At 41.2% G+C, this 21,562-nt stretch carries 14 protein-coding genes and 1 tRNA gene; 6 read left to right on the top strand and 9 right to left on the bottom strand.

Annotated features, from left to right (window positions below):
• Positions 1-78 precede the first annotated feature (78 nt).
• Positions 79-2,493, top strand: coding sequence for a TonB-dependent receptor (locus ACESQI_RS10840; protein ID WP_221651398.1), 2,415 nt, complete (start codon positions 79-81; stop codon positions 2,491-2,493).
• Positions 2,494-3,000: 507 nt separating this feature from the next.
• Here ACESQI_RS10840 and ACESQI_RS10845 read toward each other — a convergent pair.
• The 4 genes from ACESQI_RS10845 to ACESQI_RS10860 all read right to left on the bottom strand — a co-directional run bounded on the left by ACESQI_RS10845 (position 3,001) and on the right by ACESQI_RS10860 (position 7,618).
• The gene (locus ACESQI_RS10845) at positions 3,001-3,933 is read right to left on the bottom strand and encodes a hypothetical protein (RefSeq protein ID WP_369880925.1); all 933 of its coding nucleotides are present in this window, start codon (positions 3,931-3,933) and stop codon (positions 3,001-3,003) included.
• An 80-nt stretch (positions 3,934-4,013) separates the two neighbouring features.
• Complete coding sequence (locus ACESQI_RS10850) at positions 4,014-5,843, bottom strand: U32 family peptidase (RefSeq protein ID WP_007483868.1); 1,830 nt, start codon at positions 5,841-5,843, stop codon at positions 4,014-4,016.
• A complete protein-coding gene (metA, locus tag ACESQI_RS10855) occupies positions 5,840-6,757 on the bottom strand; it encodes a homoserine O-succinyltransferase (protein WP_007483867.1) in 918 nt (305 codons plus the stop codon). Before metA ends, ACESQI_RS10850 begins: the two co-directional genes overlap by 4 nt.
• A 159-nt stretch (positions 6,758-6,916) precedes the next feature.
• Positions 6,917-7,618, bottom strand: coding sequence for a porin family protein (locus tag ACESQI_RS10860; protein WP_007483866.1), 702 nt, complete (start codon positions 7,616-7,618; stop codon positions 6,917-6,919).
• Positions 7,619-7,771: 153 nt separating this feature from the next.
• Between ACESQI_RS10860 and ACESQI_RS10865 the strand changes: the two genes are divergently transcribed.
• Together ACESQI_RS10865 and ACESQI_RS10870 are read left to right on the top strand one after the other, a co-directional pair.
• The gene (locus tag ACESQI_RS10865; protein WP_002559159.1) at positions 7,772-7,942 is read left to right on the top strand and encodes a DUF362 domain-containing protein; all 171 of its coding nucleotides are present in this window, start codon (positions 7,772-7,774) and stop codon (positions 7,940-7,942) included.
• Between the two features lie 169 nt (positions 7,943-8,111).
• Positions 8,112-10,385 (top strand): CotH kinase family protein, encoded by a 2,274-nt coding sequence (locus ACESQI_RS10870; RefSeq protein ID WP_373126059.1) that lies wholly within the window; start codon positions 8,112-8,114, stop codon positions 10,383-10,385.
• Between the two features lie 128 nt (positions 10,386-10,513).
• Here the strand turns inward: ACESQI_RS10870 and ACESQI_RS10875 are convergent, their stop codons facing one another.
• The 4 genes from ACESQI_RS10875 to ACESQI_RS10890 form a co-directional block, all read right to left on the bottom strand.
• Positions 10,514-11,707 carry a pyridoxal phosphate-dependent aminotransferase gene (locus ACESQI_RS10875; protein WP_002559157.1) on the bottom strand — a complete coding sequence of 398 codons (1,194 nt, stop codon included), beginning with the start codon at positions 11,705-11,707 and terminating at the stop codon, positions 10,514-10,516.
• An 82-nt stretch (positions 11,708-11,789) separates the two neighbouring features.
• Positions 11,790-13,004 (bottom strand): bifunctional 3,4-dihydroxy-2-butanone-4-phosphate synthase/GTP cyclohydrolase II, encoded by a 1,215-nt coding sequence (locus tag ACESQI_RS10880; protein ID WP_007483864.1) that lies wholly within the window; start codon positions 13,002-13,004, stop codon positions 11,790-11,792.
• Between the two features lie 11 nt (positions 13,005-13,015).
• Entirely contained in the window at positions 13,016-14,917 is a 1,902-nt protein-coding gene (locus tag ACESQI_RS10885; protein ID WP_002559155.1) for an LptF/LptG family permease, read from the bottom strand.
• Positions 14,918-14,996: 79 nt separating this feature from the next.
• Positions 14,997-15,383, bottom strand: coding sequence for an START-like domain-containing protein (locus tag ACESQI_RS10890; RefSeq protein ID WP_002559154.1), 387 nt, complete (start codon positions 15,381-15,383; stop codon positions 14,997-14,999).
• Positions 15,384-15,606: 223 nt separating this feature from the next.
• Between ACESQI_RS10890 and ACESQI_RS10895 the strand changes: the two genes are divergently transcribed.
• A tRNA-Met gene (locus ACESQI_RS10895) sits at positions 15,607-15,680 on the top strand.
• Positions 15,681-15,935: 255 nt separating this feature from the next.
• Here ACESQI_RS10895 and guaA read toward each other — a convergent pair.
• The gene (guaA, locus tag ACESQI_RS10900) at positions 15,936-17,243 is read right to left on the bottom strand and encodes a glutamine-hydrolyzing GMP synthase (protein WP_002559153.1); all 1,308 of its coding nucleotides are present in this window, start codon (positions 17,241-17,243) and stop codon (positions 15,936-15,938) included.
• A gap of 425 nt (positions 17,244-17,668) precedes the next feature.
• On the opposite strand from guaA, the gene ACESQI_RS10905 reads away from it, so the two are divergent.
• Both ACESQI_RS10905 and ACESQI_RS10910 read left to right on the top strand, forming a co-directional pair.
• On the top strand, positions 17,669-20,491 hold the full coding sequence (locus ACESQI_RS10905; RefSeq protein WP_007483862.1) for a TonB-dependent receptor: 2,823 nt from the start codon (positions 17,669-17,671) through the stop codon (positions 20,489-20,491).
• 61 nt (positions 20,492-20,552) lie between these two features.
• Positions 20,553-21,485 carry a metallophosphoesterase gene (locus ACESQI_RS10910; protein WP_007483861.1) on the top strand — a complete coding sequence of 311 codons (933 nt, stop codon included), beginning with the start codon at positions 20,553-20,555 and terminating at the stop codon, positions 21,483-21,485.
• Positions 21,486-21,562: the final 77 nt, after the last annotated feature.

Consider the following 21,562-nt stretch of genomic DNA (forward strand, 5'->3'; position numbering starts at 1 on the left):
TAATTTGCATAATCCTAATAAATGAGGATTGTGTAACTGATAAGTTTCCCGTTCCTTTGCAAGCAAAATAAGATTATGATGAAAAGAAACAGTATTCTAATTGCTCTAACTCTCTTGACGGCAAGTACCGCTTGGGCCGAAGAAGTACCTAAAGACACGATTAAAGTAGTAGACGTAGAAGAGGTGCTCGTTATCGCATCACCCAAAGAAAACCGCAAACTTCGCGAATTACCCACAGCCAGCACTCTCCTGTCACAGCACGACATGCAAGCCAACCAGGTAACTAATCTGAAAGGCCTGACAGCACTGGTTCCCAACCTGTTTATTCCCGACTATGGTTCAAGGCTTACATCAGCCATTTATATCCGTGGTATCGGTTCACGCATCAACACTCCTTCAGTGGGACTTTATGTAGATAACGTTCCTTATATAGACAAATCAGCCTTCGATTTCAACTATGCGGATATTGAACGTATCGATGTACTTCGTGGACCTCAGGGAACACTATACGGACGTAACACCATGGGAGGACTTATCCGTGTACACACTAAATCGCCATTCAGCTATCAGGGTACAGACCTTAGACTGAGTGCCGGAACTTATGGCAATTATAACGCATCAGTAACTCACTATCACCGTATGTCTGAGCAATTTGCTTTCTCAGTCGGAGGATTCTACGAACATGCAGATGGGTTCTTCAAAAACTCTGCTCTCAACAATAAAAAAATAGACCGTAGTAACGCCGGAGGCGGACGTATCCGTAGTATCTATTTACCGACAGAAAACCTGAAACTCGACTTTAACGTAAATTATGAATATAGCGATCAAGGCGGATATCCATATTTCTATACAGGAAAAGTTAACGAAGAAGAAAGAAAAGAAGATACCCGTAAAGATAAAATCGGACTGATTTCATATAATGACGAAAGTAGCTACTATCGCAGCCTGCTGAATGCAAGTGTCAACATCGAATATCAGGCACAGAACTTCATCTTAAGTGCAGTAACAGGCTATCAACATCTTAAGGACCGGATGTTTCTTGACCAGGATTTTACAGAAAAAGATATTTTTAATCTGGAACAGAAACAGAAATTAAATACCATTTCCGAAGAGATTGTATTCAAATCCAAACCAGGTAGAAGATGGCAATGGGCAACCGGAGCTTTCGGTTTTTACCAATGGTTACACACCAGTGGTCCTGTACTGTTTAAACGGCAAGGCGTGGAAGAAATGATCGAAGATAAAGCCAACGAAAACTTCCCTAATTCACCTATGGCCCCAAGCATGAAAATGACGATTAATAATGAGACACTAAACATAGGAGGAAGTTTTGATACGCCCTCTTTGAGTGGAGCTATCTATCATCAGTCTACTTTCAATGATCTTTTTGTAAAAGGGTTGTCAGCTACCGTTGGGTTACGTTTGGACTATGAAAAAACATCTATGAAATACCGTTCTATCAGCGAACCAATCGATTTCGATTTCAGTATTTCAATGCAACGCCCTCTACTAAACCTTTCAGACCAGCACATGAAAGCCCCTTCCACATTCATTGGAAAGTTAAGCAATGACTATTTGCAATTATTGCCTAAGTTCGCTCTTCAATATGAATGGAAAAAAGGAAACAGTGTATATGCTACAGTTTCACGAGGATATCGTTCAGGAGGATATAATATCCAGATGTTCTCTGACCTGGCTCAGACCGAATTCCAAAGAAACATGATGTATGCGGTCAAAGAGAGTGAAAAAATAGACGATCCACAATATGGGGCAATGATAGACAAAATGATTGATGGAATGATACCTGAGGCAGTCGATGTAAAAGCAGCTACCAGTTACAAACCGGAATACTCATGGAACTATGAAGCCGGTGCACACCTTACTTTATTGGAAAGTCGTTTATGGGCCGACCTTGCAGCTTTCTATATGGATACCCGTGATCAGCAAGTAGCAAAATTCTCGGAAAACGGATTCGGACGTATCACGATTAATGCCGGCAAGAGCCGGAGCTATGGAGCCGAAGCTGCCATACGCGCTGCTATTACCAATGCGCTCGGATTGAATGTGAGTTACGGATATACCTACGCTACATTTACAGATTATGTGACCGAAAAGAAGCAAGGGAAGGAAAAAGTAGATGTTTCTTATAATGGTAATTATGTCCCCTTTGTTCCCAAACATACCCTCAGCGTAGGTGCACAATACATCTTCCGTATCGCCCCACGCCACTGGCTGGACCGCGTACAAGTTAATGCAAATTACAATGCTGCCGGACGTATCTACTGGACAGAAGAAAATAATGTCAGCCAGGCATTTTACGGAACTCTGAACGGACGTGTCAGCCTGGAAAAAGGGAACGGCGTCCTTGCATTCTGGATACGTAATGCATTGGACAAAGAATATCAGGCATTTTATTTTGAATCAATGGGCAATGGATTTATGCAAAAAGGACGTCCCATGCAATTGGGAGTAGATGTACGTTGCCGCTTCTAAAACATAATCGTAATCGTCTAAAAACCAGTATTTTTAAGAGTGTACACTTTTGTTATACAAGAATGTGCACTCTTGTCATACTAAAATGTACATTCTTGCTATACCAAAGTGTACACTTTTGCATTCCTTCATTTTATTTACAAGAAATCATTACATTGAGTTTGTCTAAAATACGCTGTTCATTCTCTGTGTTGTCACATCTTATACCCGATCGATATATATGTCGTAGAGAAACGTAGTGAAACTCTACGAGAATCGGGGCGTTCCTCGTAGAGTTTCGACCCGTTCCTCTACGAGAAAAAACAAGCCTACATATTTCATTGATATACAGCTATTTAACAATCCATAAAATTGTCTATTATTTTCACTATCGAAATCTATTTTCTTTCTATTTTCAAAGCCCTACAAATTATCTGAAATAATTACAAAGAAAAAAGCCGTAAGAAGATAAATCAAGAAGCAGCAGTATAACCAGTCAACATGTTGCCATATTGCCACGTTGGCAAATTATTCATTTATAGCTCCACAATGCGGACAGACTCCCTTCTCCCGTAATTTCCCTCCACAACGTCCACACTGGTATTTATACCCGTTACTTTTATGCAGTTTTTTCGCAAACAGCCACACAAAGCAGAAAAGGAAAAGATAACCGATATATATATGTGTAGTCAGAATAAAAAAGAAGTAACAGAAAATACAACAGGAAGTCAATCCAAGCAAATAGAAGACAGCAGCGGCCGGAGCCAGTTGCCGGAACAGGTCATCGAGCACTGCCAGAAAGACAATAAGAAAAATCCAGATACTCAACAGGAACACCGACAAAACAAGTGGTACCTTAAAAGGTGAAAGTGTAGGGTTAAAATAGAAATGTTGCCATGTATCAGGTACAAATACCTGCATCGACTCATATATAGTGGCACTAAACGCCATCAACAGACAAAGAAAAAGCGGATAAATACTATCAATGTCATTGAAATAAACCATCTGTAATTGCTTACGCCGAAAAGCACGAAAAAGATAAACACCAACGAACAAGGCAAAGACAATCACAAAATAAGAGGCATGAGTATCACTGAACAAATAAATAAACTGAGATATACTATCGGTAGGCACAAAAGACTTTATCAATTCCGTTTCACGCATCCATCCCTGGATTTCCTGTGAATGAGCCAGTTTTACCCATACACTATCCACACTGTCTGCCGGATGGATAGCGAACTCTGCCACTACAACACGGTCTCCCCGGTGAAGACTGACAAAAGAATCCTTCACAGGCAAACGTTCCAAAACAACAGAATCTGTTTGTACTTCCAGATTCGTGTTATAGGTGTAATGCCGTTCAAATAAATAAGTAAGAGAATCTTTCGTCTTATCGCTCATTCCCTCGGCAAAAAGATCGGGACGGGGATAATGGCAGGCTGCAAACAAAAAAAGAGTCATCACAGAGTAGCACAAAGCAACCCAAAGCTTCCTGAAACTGCTCTTCGTGTTACCATGATTCATTCTATGATACCTTGTTTTCATAATGCGGCACTCACTTTCATCTGGCAAATCTTACAATCAAATGATAGCCGGAAACGTTTTCCATCCGTCCCTACCAAGTAATAAGGTTCTTTATAGGGCGAACGTTCACGCTGGTGAACAGGACACCAACCCATACTATAACGCAAGCAATGTTTGCAAAACATAAGGACAGCCTCTTCCACCGCCTGTTTTTCATAAGCAGGCTCAATATCTTTCACCCCATGATCCTGATAGAAAGAAGCAGCACGGGTGTTCATCACATTGCCTAAATAAGAAAGCGTCTGTTGCGGATAAGCGTGTGTGGTTGGTTTTAAGACAGCCAACTCACGATGAAATGTCATTCTGCGGGCAGCTATCAGTTTATCGACCACCTGCCTGCGCAGATCGGAGAGTACAGAGGCCGGAATAAACCAATTCCCGGTAAGGTCAATATCTATCCGCATTGCCTCAAAGGGAGTATTCCCCAGTTTGGATAGCTGATTTCTGAGATTATCCTCCTGAGGGGTACGGGCAAGTTCCTTATCACGAGGCAATGTAAGCGTCACACTATTATCATCTTCATCTGTCAGGGTAAGGGAGAAACCAAAGTTATTCTCCGCCAGCAAAATAGAAACGGCAATCTTTCTTTCAGAAGACTTACGGGCAAGTACGCGTTCGAACTCCTGATCAAAATTACGATACAATACAGTCCGGGGTTTAATACGGGGCATCTCCTGCGGATACAGCTTATTGCCATCAACTCGATTGATACGAAATCCTTGTAAACGCCCCTGCTCATCAATGTAGCAAACACCATCCCCGTTATTGAAAGATTTCAGCCCGGCCACCGTAAGATAATTTCCACGAACCTCTTTCATCGTACCCATTTCCTCTCCTAATGACTTGGGAGTATCAAAAGAAAAAATATCTTTACTCCGACCCTTCAAAAAATAATGTGTAAAGCCACGGCTAAAACTCTTATCCAACTGAGGTTTAAACTCAAAACGACAGGAACCGGAAGAGGCACGGACATACTCTTTACGCCGGGAGAAAATGGTATCCAGTTTCTGACGATAGGCAGCGGTAACATTTTTCACATAAGAAACATCCTTCAACCGTCCTTCAATCTTCAAAGAGGTGACTCCTGCATCCAGCAACGCCTCCAGTTCCTCGCTTTGGTTAAGGTCTTTCAGCGAAAGTAAATGCTTATCTTTCACAATTGTCTTACCATCAGCATCGACCAGACTAAAAGGCAAACGGCAGAATTGCGCACACTCGCCACGATTGGCACTCCGGCCAAAACAGGCTTGACTAACATAACACTGACCACTATAACTGACACACAAAGCGCCATGTACAAAGACTTCAAGCGCCGTGTCAGGGCAGGCTTCGTGTATTTTACTTATCTCCCGCAAAGAAAGTTCACGGGCAAGTACTACCTGATGGAATCCCGTATCGGCAAGAAACTTAACTTTATCCGCCGTCCGGTTATCCATCTGTGTACTGGCATGCAACGGGATAGGCGGCAGGTTTAATTGCGTGATCGCCATATCTTGTACGATCAACGCATCCACTCCTATCCGATACAATTCGCCTATCATCTCTTCTGTCTCTTTCAACTCTTCTTCTTTCAGAATTGTGTTGACAGTGACATAGATACGTGCATTGTATAGATGCGCATGCTCCACAAGGGCAGCAATATCATCCAATGAGTTGACAGCAGCAGCACGGGCACCAAACTTTGGTGCACCAATATATACAGCATCCGCTCCGTGATTAATAGCCTCTATTCCACATTCCAAATTCTTGGCCGGAGCCAGAAGTTCTATTTTACGCTGCTTTATCATTTAATATCATTAATATCGTAAGGAGTTTCCTGATAAACAAAGTAGTTCAACCAGTTTGAAAATAACAAGTTGGCATGAGCACGCCAACGTACAACAGGCCCTTTCTCCGGATCATCGTCTATATAATAATTACGCGGTACATCAATCGGCAGTCCTTTTGCCAGATCCCGCCTATATTCCGTATCAAGCGTTAACGGAGAATATTCCGAATGCCCGGTTACAAAGAATTCGCGCCCTCCACGAGCCATTACCATATATACACCTGATTCATCCGATTCGGAAAGCAATGTCAATTCAGGTACTTTAACAATATCCTCTTTACGCACTTCCGTATGACGGCTGTGAGGAACATAAAAAGTATCATCAAATCCACGGAAGATAGCTTGCAACGGATCGAGAGTACGGTGCTCGAAGATACCGAACATCTTTTTATCTAAAGCATATTTAGGAACACCGTAATGGTGATACAAGCCCGCCTGAGCCGCCCAGCAAATATAAAGCGTTGAAGTGACATGGGTACGTGCCCAATCGAAGATTTCCATTATCTCATCCCAATAACTGACTTCTTCAAAGTCCATCTGCTCCACCGGGGCACCGGTAATAATCATACCGTCATACTTCTCGCCACGCATTTTATCAAAGTCCGTGTAAAAGGTCTTCATATGTTCAACAGGCGTATTCTTGGATGTATGACTCTTTATTTTCATAAAAGAGATTTCCACCTGGAGTGGTGTATTGGACAGCAGACGCACCAAGTCAGTCTCTGTGGTTATTTTCAACGGCATCAGGTTCAGAATTACAATCCGCAACGGACGTATATCCTGTTGTGTCGCACGCGAGTTGTCAATCACAAAGATATTTTCTTCCTTCAGCAATTCTATCGCAGGTAGCTTATCAGGTAAATTTAATGGCATGAGGGTATTTACTATTTACGATTTAACGATTTACGATTGCCATTCGGCAAATTCTTTGCAAAAATAACGATTTCACCACAGAGTAGCACAGAGTTTCACAGAGAAATATGTTCAAAAGAGATAAAACTCTGTGAAACTCAGTACTACTCTGTGATGAACTTATTCGAAGTAGAAAGTCAATACGATCATCCGGGACTTTACTTTATCCAGAGATTCGGTAAACTTCATCAATGATTTATCAGTAAGATCAGGGCGCTTTTTCTCCAGCAGATTGGCTAATCCGAAGCAGAATTTCAACTCCGGTATCAGCTTAAAGAAAGGAAGATATAAGTCACATCCAAGGCCGACTTCGATATAACAATCAAAAGGCTTCACCAACAACGGACGTGCATTTTTTACACTCAAATCAAAGGTAGGGCTAAGGCCAAGCATCGCATAAGGACGATAGTTATTGAACCGTTCGGCGCTGAATTTCATATCAATAGGGAATGCAAGGTAAGCCGATTTTACATTTTGAGAAACCGTTTCACCACTTGTCTGTTCACGGAACACCACTCTTTTATCACCAAAATGAAGCGTAGGAATCAGGCGGAGCGCCATGTATTTATTCAAATATAATTCTCCTAATACACCTACTGAAAATCCAGGAGAATATTCGGGTACATCGGCAAACCAAACCTGTCCGTCTTCGGTGACATAACCATTGTTTACAAACTTAAGATCCTGCATATGGATACCTGCCAGAAAACCATAATGCCAGATCCGCTGGTCGATATACGGGCGGTTCTGTACCTTACGCTTCTGGGCAGAGGCACCTGCCACCAACAGCGAAACAATGAGAAGTAATACGATTCGTTTCACAATAATAAAAACGATTTTATAGTTAAATTATTGTTTCGCTTATTTAGAAGCGGTACAAATTAAAGGATTTTAATCAAGATTGAGATCAACTAATGAATAAAACGTGTATTTTTGCCCAATAAATTAGTACTAATAATTTAAATTTTAAAGAAAATGGCTTACGTAATTAGTGACGATTGTATTGCTTGCGGAACTTGTATTGACGAGTGTCCGGTAGAAGCTATCTCTGAAGGCGATATCTACTCTATTAACCCGGATGTATGTACAGACTGTGGCACTTGTGCTGATGTTTGTCCTTCTGAAGCAATTCACCCGGCTGAATAATACAATCAGACAAAAGAACCGTGAAAGCTGCTTTCCATCTCAGGAAAGCAGCTTTTTTTATTGATACGCACATCCGCAAAAGAAAAAAGAATCACCAGCTAAGTGTTTTCCTCCCATCCGCTGTTTTATCTATATAGAGAACCTTTTATTACCTAATAACATCAATATCATGAGAAAATTACTACTACTCTCATTACTCCTTTCTTCTTCTGTCTGTGCCCAACGAGCAGACAATTACAAGCCCGATAATAAAAATGTGGTTTTCACTGAGACAAACCTTCCTATCGTGTTTATCAACACACAAGGACAAATGATTGATCGGGAAAACCGGATTACTGCCAAAATGAAAATAATAGATAACGGAGAAGGTGAACTTAATTACATGGATACCATTGCTCACCCAGATCAGAAAGCAGACTATACCGGGTATATAGATTTAAAATATCGTGGCAACTCTTCTTTTACCAACTCCGACAAGAAACCATATGCCATCCGCGCATTAGACAAACCTTTGGAAGATGGCGGCAAAAAGCAAAAAGTCTCTATGCTTGGCATGGGTAAAGATAATGACTGGGCACTATTGGCGCCATATGCGGACAAAAGTATGATCAGAGACGTGCTTGCCTTCACCCTGGCAAGACCTTTCTTTGAATATGTACCTACCGGAAAATACTGTGAAATGATCATGGATGGTACTTATTACGGAGTGTTTATTTTATCTGAAAGAGTAAGGAAGGGTAAATTTCGTTTAGATCTGCCGGATCCGGGTGATAGTGATGATGCTCTGACGGGAGGCTACCACATGGAGGTAGACAGGGATGACGAACCAGTCTATTACTCTAAGCATACTCCGGTCAATTCAAAAGGAACTCCTATTTATGGAAAGAAAATCTCTTTCCAATATAAAAACATGGATCAGGATGAGTTTAGTAATGCACAATTAAACTACATCCATGGATACATTGACGCTTTTGAAAACAGTCTGGCTGCCACCGATTATAAGAATCCGGAAACCGGATACAGAAAATATATCGACGTCACATCTTTTATAGATTATATGCTGTCAACAGAATTTTGCCACAACGTAGATGGTTATCGCCTGAGTACTAACCTATATAAATACAGAGACAGCAAAGACTCTAAATTCAAAACATCTTTGTGGGATATGAATTTAGGGTTTGGTAATGCAGACTATAGTGAAGGCTGGAGATCGGATACATGGGCATATAACTTCAATGATGTATCACCGGGTGACAATCAGTTAGTCCCGTTCTGGTGGTATAAGTTACTCAAAGACGATTCTTTTATGAAAGAGGTAAAAGAACGTTGGGAGCTGTATCGTGAAACGAGCTATTCTGACGAACACATCGAACAAACCATTGATTCATTGACCACTTTATTAAATGCTAAAGGAGCACAAGGACGCAATTCACAAGCCTGGCCAAGGTGGGGAAGATACGTATGGCCCAACAAGTACGTAGCAAAATCTTATGATGATGAAATATCTTATCTGAAAAGCTGGATCAACGAACGGCTGATTTTCATGGACAGAGCTTTGCTTGGGAAAGAACCCGAAACGCCGGAATATACCCAGCTGGTTGTTAGTTCAGGATTCAATGAAGATGTTATAGCAGAGGCACTTCCTGCCGTCAGCCATTCTACAACTTCTCTTGATAATCAGGGTTGGATTTATTATGCTTCAGCAGTTCAGGAACAGGGATCATTGCCAACTGACGGTGCTATTATTTCCAATACCGGTGTCAAATACCAGCTTGCTGCATATGACAAGAAAAATGCTGCCGTATTAAAAGAAGAGACTGTAGTAACCTTACATTTTGAGGATACTCCACAAACTGAAGCCCTGCATCTCCTATCAACCTGTACAGACGGTAGTTCCTTAATAGACGTAACCGTATATTATACAGATGCTACTCATTCCAATACCCAGACTATTTCGGTAGGCGACTGGTTCAGTGATGATCCCACAGGCAAGGCTGTATACAATCTGGACAGAATTGCCCTGACCGGTGACAAACTGGACGGACGTCGTAAATTCTGTATGTTTGAACATAAAATAGCTACTAACAAAAGTAAAGTAATAGCATCTTTGAAAATCGAAAATGCAGGAAACGGGCATCCCAGTATATTTGCCGTCACAAAAGAAGGGAAAGAGTCAGGTGGAATTGTGGGAATTGGCAATATCTCCTGCGGTAATGCTGCAAGTGTATATCCCAACCCTATCACCAACGGTGAGACATTAACCATTGAAACAATCTCAGGCTCATCTATCCGATTGATTACAATACAAGGAGCTACCCTAATACAGTTAGAAGCAACAGATAATGTTACAAAATTGCCAGTCAATAACCTTTCTCAAGGTATATATCTATTAACCATCACCAATAATACAGGTAAACAGACCTTCAAAATAATAGTGAAATAAGCCCCGTTCATCCTGAATGATCAAATAAAAATAACCTGTATCAATCCAGAATCCAATGTTCTGTATCGATACAGGTTACTCTATCTTTTGTACTTGTCAACCGAATGATAAACATCCGGAATCACCTATTATTTCAGTTTAGCCAATGCTTCTTTAATACGACGAATAGATTCAACTATATTTTCGTCACTTGTGGCATAACTCATACGAATACACTCAGGAGCGCCAAAAGAAGCACCACCTACACAAGCTACATGAGCAACTTCCAATAAGTACATAGCCAAGTCATCAGAATCAGCAATAGTACGTTCGCCATCCGATTTGCCAAAGAAGTAGTCACATTTCGGGAATAAGTAAAAAGCTCCCTCAGGAACATTCACTTCAAAGCCCGGAACTTCTTTCGCTAACCTCACAATAAGGTCACGACGACGTTCGAATGCTTTACGCATCTCTTCTACCGGAGCCTGAGAACCTGTATAAGCAGCTTCTGCAGCCTTCTGAGATACAGAACAAGGTCCTGATGTATATTGTCCCTGCAGTTTATTGCAGGCTTTCACAAGCCATTCCGGTCCGGCTATAAAACCGATTCTCCATCCTGTCATTGCATAAGCTTTTGATACACCATTTACGATTACGGTACGTTCCTTCATCTCAGGGAACTGAGCAATACTCTGATGTTTGCCAATATAATTGATATGTTCGTAGATTTCGTCAGCAATAACAATTACCTGCGGATGTTTAGCCAATACAGCAGCCAATCCGGCAAGTTCTTCCTTGCTATAAACCGAACCTGTAGGGTTAGACGGTGAGCAAAGAATCAAAGCTTTGGTCTTCGGAGTAATAGCCGCTTCAAGCTGTGCAGGAGTAATCTTGAAATCCTGCTCTATACCGGCAGTAACGATAACCGGAGTACCTTCAGCCAACTTCACCATCTCAGGATAGCTAACCCAATAAGGAGCAGGTACAATCACCTCATCACCCGGATTTACCAATACAAGAACCGCATTACACACAGATTGTTTTGCACCATTAGCACAAGATATCTGAGCGGCTGTATATTCCAGACCATTCTCTTTCTTCAACTTCTCTACAATAGCGTTACGCAATGCCGGATAACCCGGAACAGGAGAATAACGTGAGAAATTATCATCTACAGCTTTCTTTGCAGCTTCTTTGATATGATCGGGAGTATTGAAATCGGGTTCTCCCACACTCAGATTAATTACATCAACGCCTTGTGCTTTGAGTTCGTTACTCTTCTGCGACATAGCAAGTGTTGCCGACGGCGACAAGCTGTTCAAACGGTCTGATAACTGATTCATTTTGTATCTATTTTATTATTGTTGATTGAAAATCGCTGCAAAATAAGCTAAAATATTTGATATATGAAAGCAAATTCCCATTTTACTTGTTAAAATGCAGCGTATGCCCCATACGTTCTTTCTTTGTTTTCAAATATCGTTCATTGTAAGGATTAGGAACTGTTTCAATAGGCACATTTTCTACTATTTCAAGCCCATACGCTTCAAGCCCCACACGCTTAATGGGATTATTGGTCATCAGACGCATTTTATGAACACCCAGTTCACGCAAAATATGCGCACCCACACCATAATCACGTTCATCGGGATCAAATCCAAGATGAATATTAGCATCTACCGTATCATACCCTTCTTCCTGAAGTTTGTAAGCTTCCATCTTATGCATCAATCCAATGCCTCGTCCTTCCTGATTCATATAAACAACTACTCCTTTTCCGGCAGCATCAATCATCTCCAGAGCTTTATGCAACTGTTCTCCACAGTCACAGCGACAAGAACCAAAAATATCTCCTGTCATGCAGGATGAATGTACACGTACAAGAATAGGTTCATCTTCGCTCCAGGTGCCTTTAAAGATGGCAACATGTTCCATTCCGTTTGATTTCTGTCGGAAAGGAATCAGGCGGAAATTTCCATATTGAGTAGGCATATTAACTTCTACCCCTTTCTCCACAAGCGATTCCATGTGCACACGATAAGCTATCAGATCTTTAATAGATATGATCTTGAGTCCGAATCGCTTAGCCACTTCCATCAACTGCGGTAAGCGTGCCATAGTGCCGTCTTCATTGATAATCTCAATCAGCGCAGCAGCAGGATAAAGCCCTGCCAACTTAGCAAGATCCACACTTGCTTCCGTATGTCCGGCACGGCGAAGCACACCACGCGAACGGGCACGCAACGGATTGACATGTCCCGGACGACCAAGATCGGTAGGCTTGGTATTAGGATCGGCCAACGCACGAATCGTAGCAGCACGATCATGCATAGATACTCCTGTAGTACACCCCGGCAACAAATCAACAGTCACAGTGAAAGGAGTCTCATAAATAGAAGTATTGGCAGTAACCTGCATATCCAACTCCAGTTCTGCACAACGCTCTTCTGTTATAGGTGCACATAACACACCACGTCCGTGCGTCATCATGAAATTTACTTTCTCCGGAGTTATCTTTTCGGCTGCGATGATAAAATCACCCTCATTTTCACGATCCTCATCGTCTACTACGATTACGAAATTACCTTCTTTAAAGTCGGCAATAGCCTCATCAATCGTATTCAATCTTATTTCTTCCATACTATATCATGCTATAAATTATTATTCTCATTAATTATAAACTGAACACTTTCATTGTTCTTTATAATCCGTTCTATATCCCGGGCAAGGCGTATACGGAAAATCCAGATACGGAAGTAGAAAAACAATCCTATCGGAACAATGATTCCTGCCAACAGATTCAACCAATAAACGTGGAACGGACGTACGTGCGCCGTTACAGGTATCACCGGATAGTTATTCAAAGCGGTCAACAAAGTGAAGGACTTAGAATTTGATAATTCTTCAACCAACGTTTCAAGGTGTTCATTGATAACTTTTATATCATCATCGTCACCAGTAGTCATCCAAAGCTTAAAATAATTAGGTGCCTTTTTCAACTGACGCTTACTTATATAAGTACGACACTCTGCCGTAAGAGCTGTCAACTCAGATGAAATCCGCGTATAATCCGGGTCGTGAATGATCACCTCCTTCTTGAATAAGTGCCGTACGCTGCGAATTCCCACAATACGCTTGAACCACGCAACGTAAGCATCGCCATTCAGCACAACAGAGTCATTATTGGATTTGTAGGTAAGAAAAGCCCCAAGCGGAGCCAAAATAGAGGAACTGAGCCACATCCCCATCCATACAACCCACTTCCCGTCACGTGCCATCTTGAACCCGCTATTATCTATCACATAATAAATAATAAACACCAATACGGATACAATGACAGGCATACCCAGCCCACCTTTACGAATAATACCTCCAAGGGGTGCACCAATGAAAAAGAACAGCAGGCAGGAGAGAGAAATTGTGATCTTCTTATGCCATTCGGTCCTGTGTCTGCGTATCTGGTAATCATTCCCATCCATCGTGTAGGTCTTAAAGCTGTAATCTCCCTGCAAGCTTTCAGCACGGCTGGTAGCCGAAGAAAGGATTTTTTGCTTCTGCATCAAAGTAGCAGCTTCAAAGAGACTGTCCACATTGTATAAGCTCATATTGGCCCTTTCTATTTTAAGTGTATCCTCTCTGGAAAGCCCCGTCGGCCGACTGTAAACGCCACCGATAGCTTCCTTATAATACTGTCGCCCGATACTGTCGCCCACATATTTCATGGAGTCAATAGAAGCCTGCAACGTCTGCATACTTTTGGTGGTCGCCTGATTACTCATGATACTTGCATCGGCCATATTAAAATCCGAATCAAATTCAATAATCGTATGTTTTTCCCGGAAAGATTCACGCCGATAAGGTACGTTTTGTGCCTTTACATTCTGACTCTTCAGATTTTCAAACAGTTCTCCACTATAAAGATGCAGGTGTAGATGTTGCTTGTCGGCAGTCATTTCCATACGTCCCGAATCCGCATAAATGATATGTGCATTCTCTGCTCCGTCTTTAAAATTATAGATCAACACATCATACAACATACCGGTTTTACGATCCTTCTTACCTACTTTAAGATTATAATCGGGAATTTCCGAATAGAAGACACCCTCCGGAATATCCAGTTCCGGTGACTTCTGTTTCATCGAAATCAACAACGTTCCCAACTTTCCCTGGGCAATAGGACCAATAACATTCTGAAAATAAAAGGAAATACCGCAAATAATACAGACAAGTATAATGAGAGGACGCATAATCTTAAGCAAAGAAATGCCCGCCGCTTTCATGGCGAGCAATTCATAACGTTCTCCAAAATTTCCGAAAGTAATAAGTGATGCCAATAGTACGGCCAGTGGAAGCGACAAAGGCACCAAAGTCAATGCCGAATAGAAGAAGAACTGAGCCATCACACTCATCTCCAACCCTTTTCCGACAAGCTCATCTACATATCTCCACAGGAACTGCATCATGAAGATGAAGAGACAGATGAAGAATGTGCCGACAAAGAGTAACAAAAAACTCTTTACAATAAATATATCTAATTTTTTTATGCGTAGCATCTTACTATTCGTTTCGTACGATTGAGATGCAAAATTAGCACAAAAAAAGGAGTGCAGAAAGTTTTTAGTTGAAAGTTAACTAAAAACCACAAGTTCTTCTCAATTTATTTACCTGAGACTCCCACAGTTCCTTCATATCATCTACCTCATCAGGTTCGGCAAAATCAACGATCTCCAACACAAAATCTCCTGTAAGTTCATTATAATTCATTTTTATCTCAAAATAATCCCGCTCGTTCTCGTCATCCAGCCAGCGGAAACGTATAAAAGAATAAGCACGTATAGCTATAATTTCAGCGTCTCGTTGTTCTGTTTTTCCCCAATGAAACTCCACAATTTTATCATTTGATACAACTTTGTCCGCAAACCAGTCCTCCAGACCGGTCGGTGTGCTGATTGCCGACCAAAGAATATTTTTAGAGGTCGCATTCAGAAGATATTCTAAACGAATTTTCTCTCTTTTCATAGTTACATTTACTTAATTTGTGTGTGCCAAGATAAATACTTTTTTCTAATTACACAGTATAAATCAAACACTTTATTTCTTTATGCTTTCATTTCTCAGTCCCAATGTATCTATTTATCGCAGATTACACATGGGTTTCTAATAGAAAAAACAGAAAAAAACGACAAATGTTTTGGAGTTTTAAAAAAAGTATCTATCTTTGCACCCGCAATCGAGAAACGATGGCGGGATAGCTCAGCTGGTTAGAGCGCATGATTCATAATCATGAGGTCCCCGGTTCAATCCCGGGTCCCGCTACTAAGTCGAAAGACTTACAGATAAGACGTTTGGAGGGCTTCCACCTCTGGGCGTTTTTTCATTTTACTACAAGCCCTTCCTTTTTCATTATTAATCCACAAAGTTATTAACAAGGTTATCAACAGGTATACTATAAAGTTACCAACAAGATAATTTTCTTATATACAATAAATTAACCTCACACCGGTAGTTATATAAAAAATATCCCCGAAAGCTATTTATCTAACTTTCGGGGGAAGATTCAATTTTATTCTTTTATTCCCATTCTATGGTCGCATTGGGTTTCGGCGACATATCATAACAAACACGATTTACATTCTTCACTTCTTTCAGAATACGGTCTGTTATTTTCATCAGAATAGGCCAATCAATCGGTTCGATAGTAGCTGTCATGGCATCCACTGTATTGACAGCACGAATAATAACCGGCCAATCAAAAGAACGGGCATTATCACGTACACCGACAGATTTGAAATCGGGCACTACTGTAAAGTATTGCCATACCTTCTTATCCAATCCGGCAATTTGGAATTCCTCACGCAAAATAGCGTCGGACTCACGTACGGCTTCCAAACGATCGCGTGTGATAGCACCCAAACAACGTACACCTAAACCGGGGCCGGGAAAAGGTTGGCGATATACCATTTCATAAGGCAAGCCCAATTCCAGGCCACAGGCACGAACTTCATCCTTGAACAGTTGACGCAAAGGTTCTACAAGTTCGAATTTAAGGTCTTCGGGCAGACCGCCTACATTATGATGAGACTTCACCATTTTAGCAGTCTTCGTTCCGCTTTCCACAATATCCGGATAAATAGTACCCTGACCTAAGAAATCGATACCGTCCAGCTTACGTGCTTCCTCTTCAAATACACGGATAAACTCACCGCCGATAATCTTACGTTTTTGCTCAGGATCTTCTACGCCTGCCAGTTTATCAAGAAAACGATCTGTAACATCTACATAAATAAGATTCGCCTTCAACTGATTACTGAATACTTCAACCACATCTTCAGATTCACCCTTACGCATCAACCCATGATTCACGTGCACACATACCAAGTTATCCCCGATTGCTTTCAGAAGCAAAGCAGCCACCACAGAACTGTCAACTCCCCCCGACAAAGCCAGTAACACTTTCTTGTTGCCTACCTGACGCTTAATCAACTCTATCTGATCATTGACGAAGTTCGTCATATTCCAGTTAGCTTCAGCCTTGCAAGTATCGAAAACGAAAGATTTTACAGCAGCCTTAATAGCTTCAATATCGTCTGTAAATTCTACCAGTTTCACTGCGCAAGTCGCTTTGTCATGACCGGCAGCCATAACGGGAATCCCCATTGTATAGATATCCGGATTTACGTCAATAGCAACACCGTCAATCACATTGTTCGGTCCGCCATTGATAATAATCCCCTTTACGTTGGGTAATGCTTTCAGTTCTTCTACTGTGATGTCGTGAGGATAAATCTCACTATACACTCCTAATGCACGGATAGCGCGAGCCAATACCGTATTCTCATGACTACCTAAGTCAAGGATAACAATCATGTCCTGTTTCATCTGATTCTGTTTTTTTAAATTATGTTATTATCAGTAGTTTCTTTAGTTTCAACTTATCTGCAAATATAGATATTTCAAAAGACGCTACAATGCCTGGCTTCTCCAAAGTTTCATTTTTCCTTTTCTACTTCCACATCCGTATCGTTAATTCAATAGAGTTGAAAACCTCAGCGATACGTTATTAACAAAGTTATCAACAGGTATACTATAAAGCCGACAACAATGCAACAAACTCACAAACAACTAATTAGCATCATATCGTATACTTTTCATAATTATTAATTCACAATATATAAACAACCAGCTTCAAATAGTACCGACACACAAACGAAACATATTTGTTACTGCATCTTCAATATCCAGCAAAGAAAATGAAACATGATCCCCCTACTTTTGCGGCATATTATTAACGCATACTAACAAATATGAAACGACTCGTTAAATTAGTCTCATTGATTCTCTTATTTTTAAACATGAGCAGCAATACTTTCGCCGAAGAGAAAATAAATGTAGTCAAGCAAGGAACAATCCGCGGACGAATCATCGATGCTTCCAAACAAACACTCCCCGGAGCATCTATCTATATTGAAAACTTACGTACGGGAGTAACAAGTGACGTCAATGGATATTACACATTTTCCAATCTGAATCCAGGCACCTACACCATAAAAATCAGTTACGTCGGCTACTCACCGGTAGAGATGAAAATTACGATTCCTGCCGGAAAGACTTTGGAAAAAGATGTTGTACTCAACGAAGGATTAGAGCTACAAGAGGTAGTAGTAGGAGGCGCTTTTCAAGGACAACGCCGGGCTATTAACTCACAAAAAAACAGCCTGGGTATCACCAACGTTGTTTCTGCCGATCAGGTGGGGAAATTCCCCGACTCAAACATCGGAGACGCACTTAAACGTATCTCAGGTATTAATGTACAATATGATCAGGGCGAAGCTCGTTTCGGACAAGTTCGCGGAACCTCTGCTGATTTAAGCTCGGTCACGATCAATGGTAATCGTATTCCTTCCGCCGAAGGCGATACACGTAATGTACAGTTAGACCTTATCCCGGCGGATATGATACAAACCATTGAAGTAAATAAAGTAGTAACCCCAGATATGGATGGAGATGCCATTGGCGGATCGATCAACCTGGTTACCAAGAATTCTCCTTACAAACGTACAATCACTGCTACTGCCGGAAGCGGTTACAACTGGATCAGTGAAAAAGCCCAACTTAACCTGGGCTTCACCTATGGTGATCGTTTTTTCAACGATAAACTGGGCATTATGCTTTCTGCTTCCTATCAAAATGCTCCCTCAGGATCTGATGATGTAGAATTTATTTGGGATACAGATTCAAAAGGAACAATCTGCCTGACTGATTACCAGATTCGCCAATACTACGTAACCCGTGAGCGCCAAAGTTACTCGGCAGCATTCGACTGGGATATAAACGCAAATCATAAATTATTCTTCAAAGGAATATTCAACAATCGCAATGACTGGGAAAACCGGTATCGCCTTACTCTGAAAGACTTGAACAAAGACGTTAATAAGAAGAAAGAAGGCGCAGTTGCCGACAACAAGGCCTCTGTACGCCTACAGACAAAAGCTGGAAGTCCAAACAACCGTAATGCCCGCCTCGAGCGTCAGCGTACGATGGATTTCACTCTCGGTGGCGAACATCTTTTCGGCAAGTTATCCATGGACTGGAATGCCTCTTATGCCCGTGCCTCGGAAGAGCGTCCCAACGAACGTTACCTGGGATATGAACTAAAGAAACAGAATTTCGACATAGACCTGAGCGATATAAGAAGACCCTATGCTTCAGCACAAGCCGGATCGACACTTATACTTAATAATGATTTCTCCCTGCAAGAACTTACAGAACAACAGGAAGATATTGTAGAGAAAGATCTTAAGTTTTCAATGAATTTCAAACTACCATTAGTGAAAGGATTCTATAGTAATCAGTTGCGATTCGGAGCCAAAGTAGTAGACAAGAGTAAAGACAAAGATCTGGAGTTTTATGATTATGAGCCAGTGGACGAAAAGGCTTTTAATTCAAATAGTTTTTCCAATACCAGCGAACAAAACAGAAATGGATATATGCCCGGGGAAAAATACAAAGCAGGGACATTTATCAGCAAAGAATATGTGGGAGGGCTCGACCTGAACAACAGTAGCCTGTTTAATAAAACAGAAAATCTGGAAGAGCTGGCAGGCGAATACAAAGCACGTGAAACAGTTACAGCCGGCTACCTTCGTTTCGACCAGAACTTCGGTAAAAAACTTAGTGCAATGGTAGGTCTGCGTCTTGAAAATACCCACTTGAAATACAACGGGCGCAAACTGACACTGAACGACGATGGCGATCCGGAATCATTGACTGTTACCCCGGATGTAAAAGACAGCTACCTGAATATTTTACCTTCCGTCTTATTGAAGTACAACGTCAATGAAGATTTCAAGATTCGCGGTTCATTCACTGAAACACTTTCACGCCCTAAATACTCAGCATTGATACCGAATGTAAATATCAACAACAAAGACAACGAATTGACACTTGGTAACCCGGAATTAAAACCGACCACTTCGTTCAACTTCGATCTGAGTGCAGATTATTATTTCAAAAGTGTAGGACTTGTTAGTATTGGTATATATTACAAAGACATCAATGACTTCATCGTAACCCAGACAGTCAGAGGATATGAGTATGAAGGCAATTCTTATGATAAATTCATGCAACCCCGCAATGCAGGAGATGCCAATTTGTTAGGTGTAGAAGTAGGCTACCAACGGGATTTCGGTTTCATCGCTCCCACCTTAAAGTGTGTTGGATTTTACGGAACCTATACCTATACACATAGCAAGGTGAACAACTTCAACTTCACCGGACGTGAAAACGAAAAAGACCTGAAACTGCCCGGATCACCGGAACATACAGCCAATGCGTCTCTCTACTTTGAAAAAGGAGGACTTAACGTACGCTTATCTTACAATTTCGCATCTGATTTTATTGATGAAATGGGTGAAAGCGCTTTCTACGACCGTTATTATGACAAAGTAAACTACATGGATGTAAACGCCAGTTATACTTTTGGTAAAAAGCTTCGGACGACCTTTTATGCCGAGGCTAACAATCTGCTAAACCAACCTCTGCGTTATTACCAGGGAATATCAGAACGCACCATGCAATCAGAACATTATGGCGTAAAGGTAAATGCAGGAGTCAAAATCAATTTCTAAATCTCTATAAAAAGACGCAAAACAAGTATCTATTAATAATCAATAAGAAACAATTTATAAAATGAAAACAAAAAGCCTTCTCGTTCTTCTGTTTATCACAATCTGTACAATAGGATATGCACAAAAGAGCGACTATTCCATCTTCGATAAAAAATTCAATTTCTATATTGCCAATGATCTGGGACGAAACGGATATTATGACCAAAAGCCAATTGCCGAACTAATGGGAACAATGGCAGAAGAAATCGGTCCTGAGTTCGTAGTTGCCACCGGAGATATTCACCATTTCGAAGGTGTACGCAGCGTCAATGACCCTCTATGGATGACAAATTACGAATTAATCTACTCGCATCCGGAGTTAATGATCGACTGGTTTCCTGTATTGGGAAATCATGAATATCGCGGTAATACCCAAGCCGTACTTGAATATAGTAATATAAGCCGCCGCTGGTCCATGCCTGCCCGCTACTACACCAAGGTATTCAATGAAGAAGGTACAACCGTCCGCGTCGTTTGGTTGGATACTGCCCCCATCATTAATAAATACCGCAATGAAAAAGAGACTTATCCGGATGCCTGCAAGCAAAACAGAGAAAAACAGCTCGCTTGGGTAGACTCAGTACTGACCGCAAGCAAAGAAGACTGGGTAGTTGTAGTAGGACACCACCCTATCTACGCTGAAACTCCCAAAGATACCAGTGAACGAGACGACCTGCAGAAATATCTGGATCCCATCCTGAGAAAACATCATGTAGATATGTATATCTGCGGGCACATTCATAACTTCCAGCATATCCGCGTATCAGGAAGCGATATTGACTACGTTGTCAATTCTTCCGGCTCACTGGCACGTAAAGTAAAGCCGATCGGAGGAACACTGTTCTGTAGCCCGGAACCTGGTTTTTCAGTCTGTTCTATTGATAAAAAAGAATTCAACCTGCGCATGATCGATAAAAAGGGAAACGTACTTCATACAATAACCCGAAAGAAATAAATTCTACTCTTATAAAAACACACAACTCAAGGGTACTCCATTCGTGATGAAAGGAGTACTCTTTTTATTTAAACTCA

It is taken from the genome of Bacteroides sp. HPS0048, assembly GCF_964240755.1.
GTDB classification, from domain to species: domain Bacteria; phylum Bacteroidota; class Bacteroidia; order Bacteroidales; family Bacteroidaceae; genus Bacteroides; species Bacteroides nordii.

Bases quoted from the DNA above. Each gene is read 5' to 3' on its own strand.
- ACESQI_RS10840 (WP_221651398.1), top strand. From the start codon at position 79: ATGAAAAGAAACAGTATTCTAATTGCTCTAACTCTCTTGACGGCAAGT.
- ACESQI_RS10845 (WP_369880925.1), bottom strand. From the start codon at position 3,933: ATGACTCTTTTTTTGTTTGCAGCCTGCCATTATCCCCGTCCCGATCTT.
- ACESQI_RS10850 (WP_007483868.1), bottom strand. From the start codon at position 5,843: ATGATAAAGCAGCGTAAAATAGAACTTCTGGCTCCGGCCAAGAATTTG.
- metA (WP_007483867.1), bottom strand. From the start codon at position 6,757: ATGCCATTAAATTTACCTGATAAGCTACCTGCGATAGAATTGCTGAAG.
- ACESQI_RS10865 (WP_002559159.1), top strand. From the start codon at position 7,772: ATGGCTTACGTAATTAGTGACGATTGTATTGCTTGCGGAACTTGTATT.
- ACESQI_RS10870 (WP_373126059.1), top strand. From the start codon at position 8,112: ATGAGAAAATTACTACTACTCTCATTACTCCTTTCTTCTTCTGTCTGT.
- ACESQI_RS10875 (WP_002559157.1), bottom strand. From the start codon at position 11,707: ATGAATCAGTTATCAGACCGTTTGAACAGCTTGTCGCCGTCGGCAACA.
- ACESQI_RS10880 (WP_007483864.1), bottom strand. From the start codon at position 13,004: ATGGAAGAAATAAGATTGAATACGATTGATGAGGCTATTGCCGACTTT.
- ACESQI_RS10885 (WP_002559155.1), bottom strand. From the start codon at position 14,917: ATGCTACGCATAAAAAAATTAGATATATTTATTGTAAAGAGTTTTTTG.
- ACESQI_RS10890 (WP_002559154.1), bottom strand. From the start codon at position 15,383: ATGAAAAGAGAGAAAATTCGTTTAGAATATCTTCTGAATGCGACCTCT.
- guaA (WP_002559153.1), bottom strand. From the start codon at position 17,243: ATGAAACAGGACATGATTGTTATCCTTGACTTAGGTAGTCATGAGAAT.
- ACESQI_RS10905 (WP_007483862.1), top strand. From the start codon at position 17,669: ATGAAACGACTCGTTAAATTAGTCTCATTGATTCTCTTATTTTTAAAC.
- ACESQI_RS10910 (WP_007483861.1), top strand. From the start codon at position 20,553: ATGAAAACAAAAAGCCTTCTCGTTCTTCTGTTTATCACAATCTGTACA.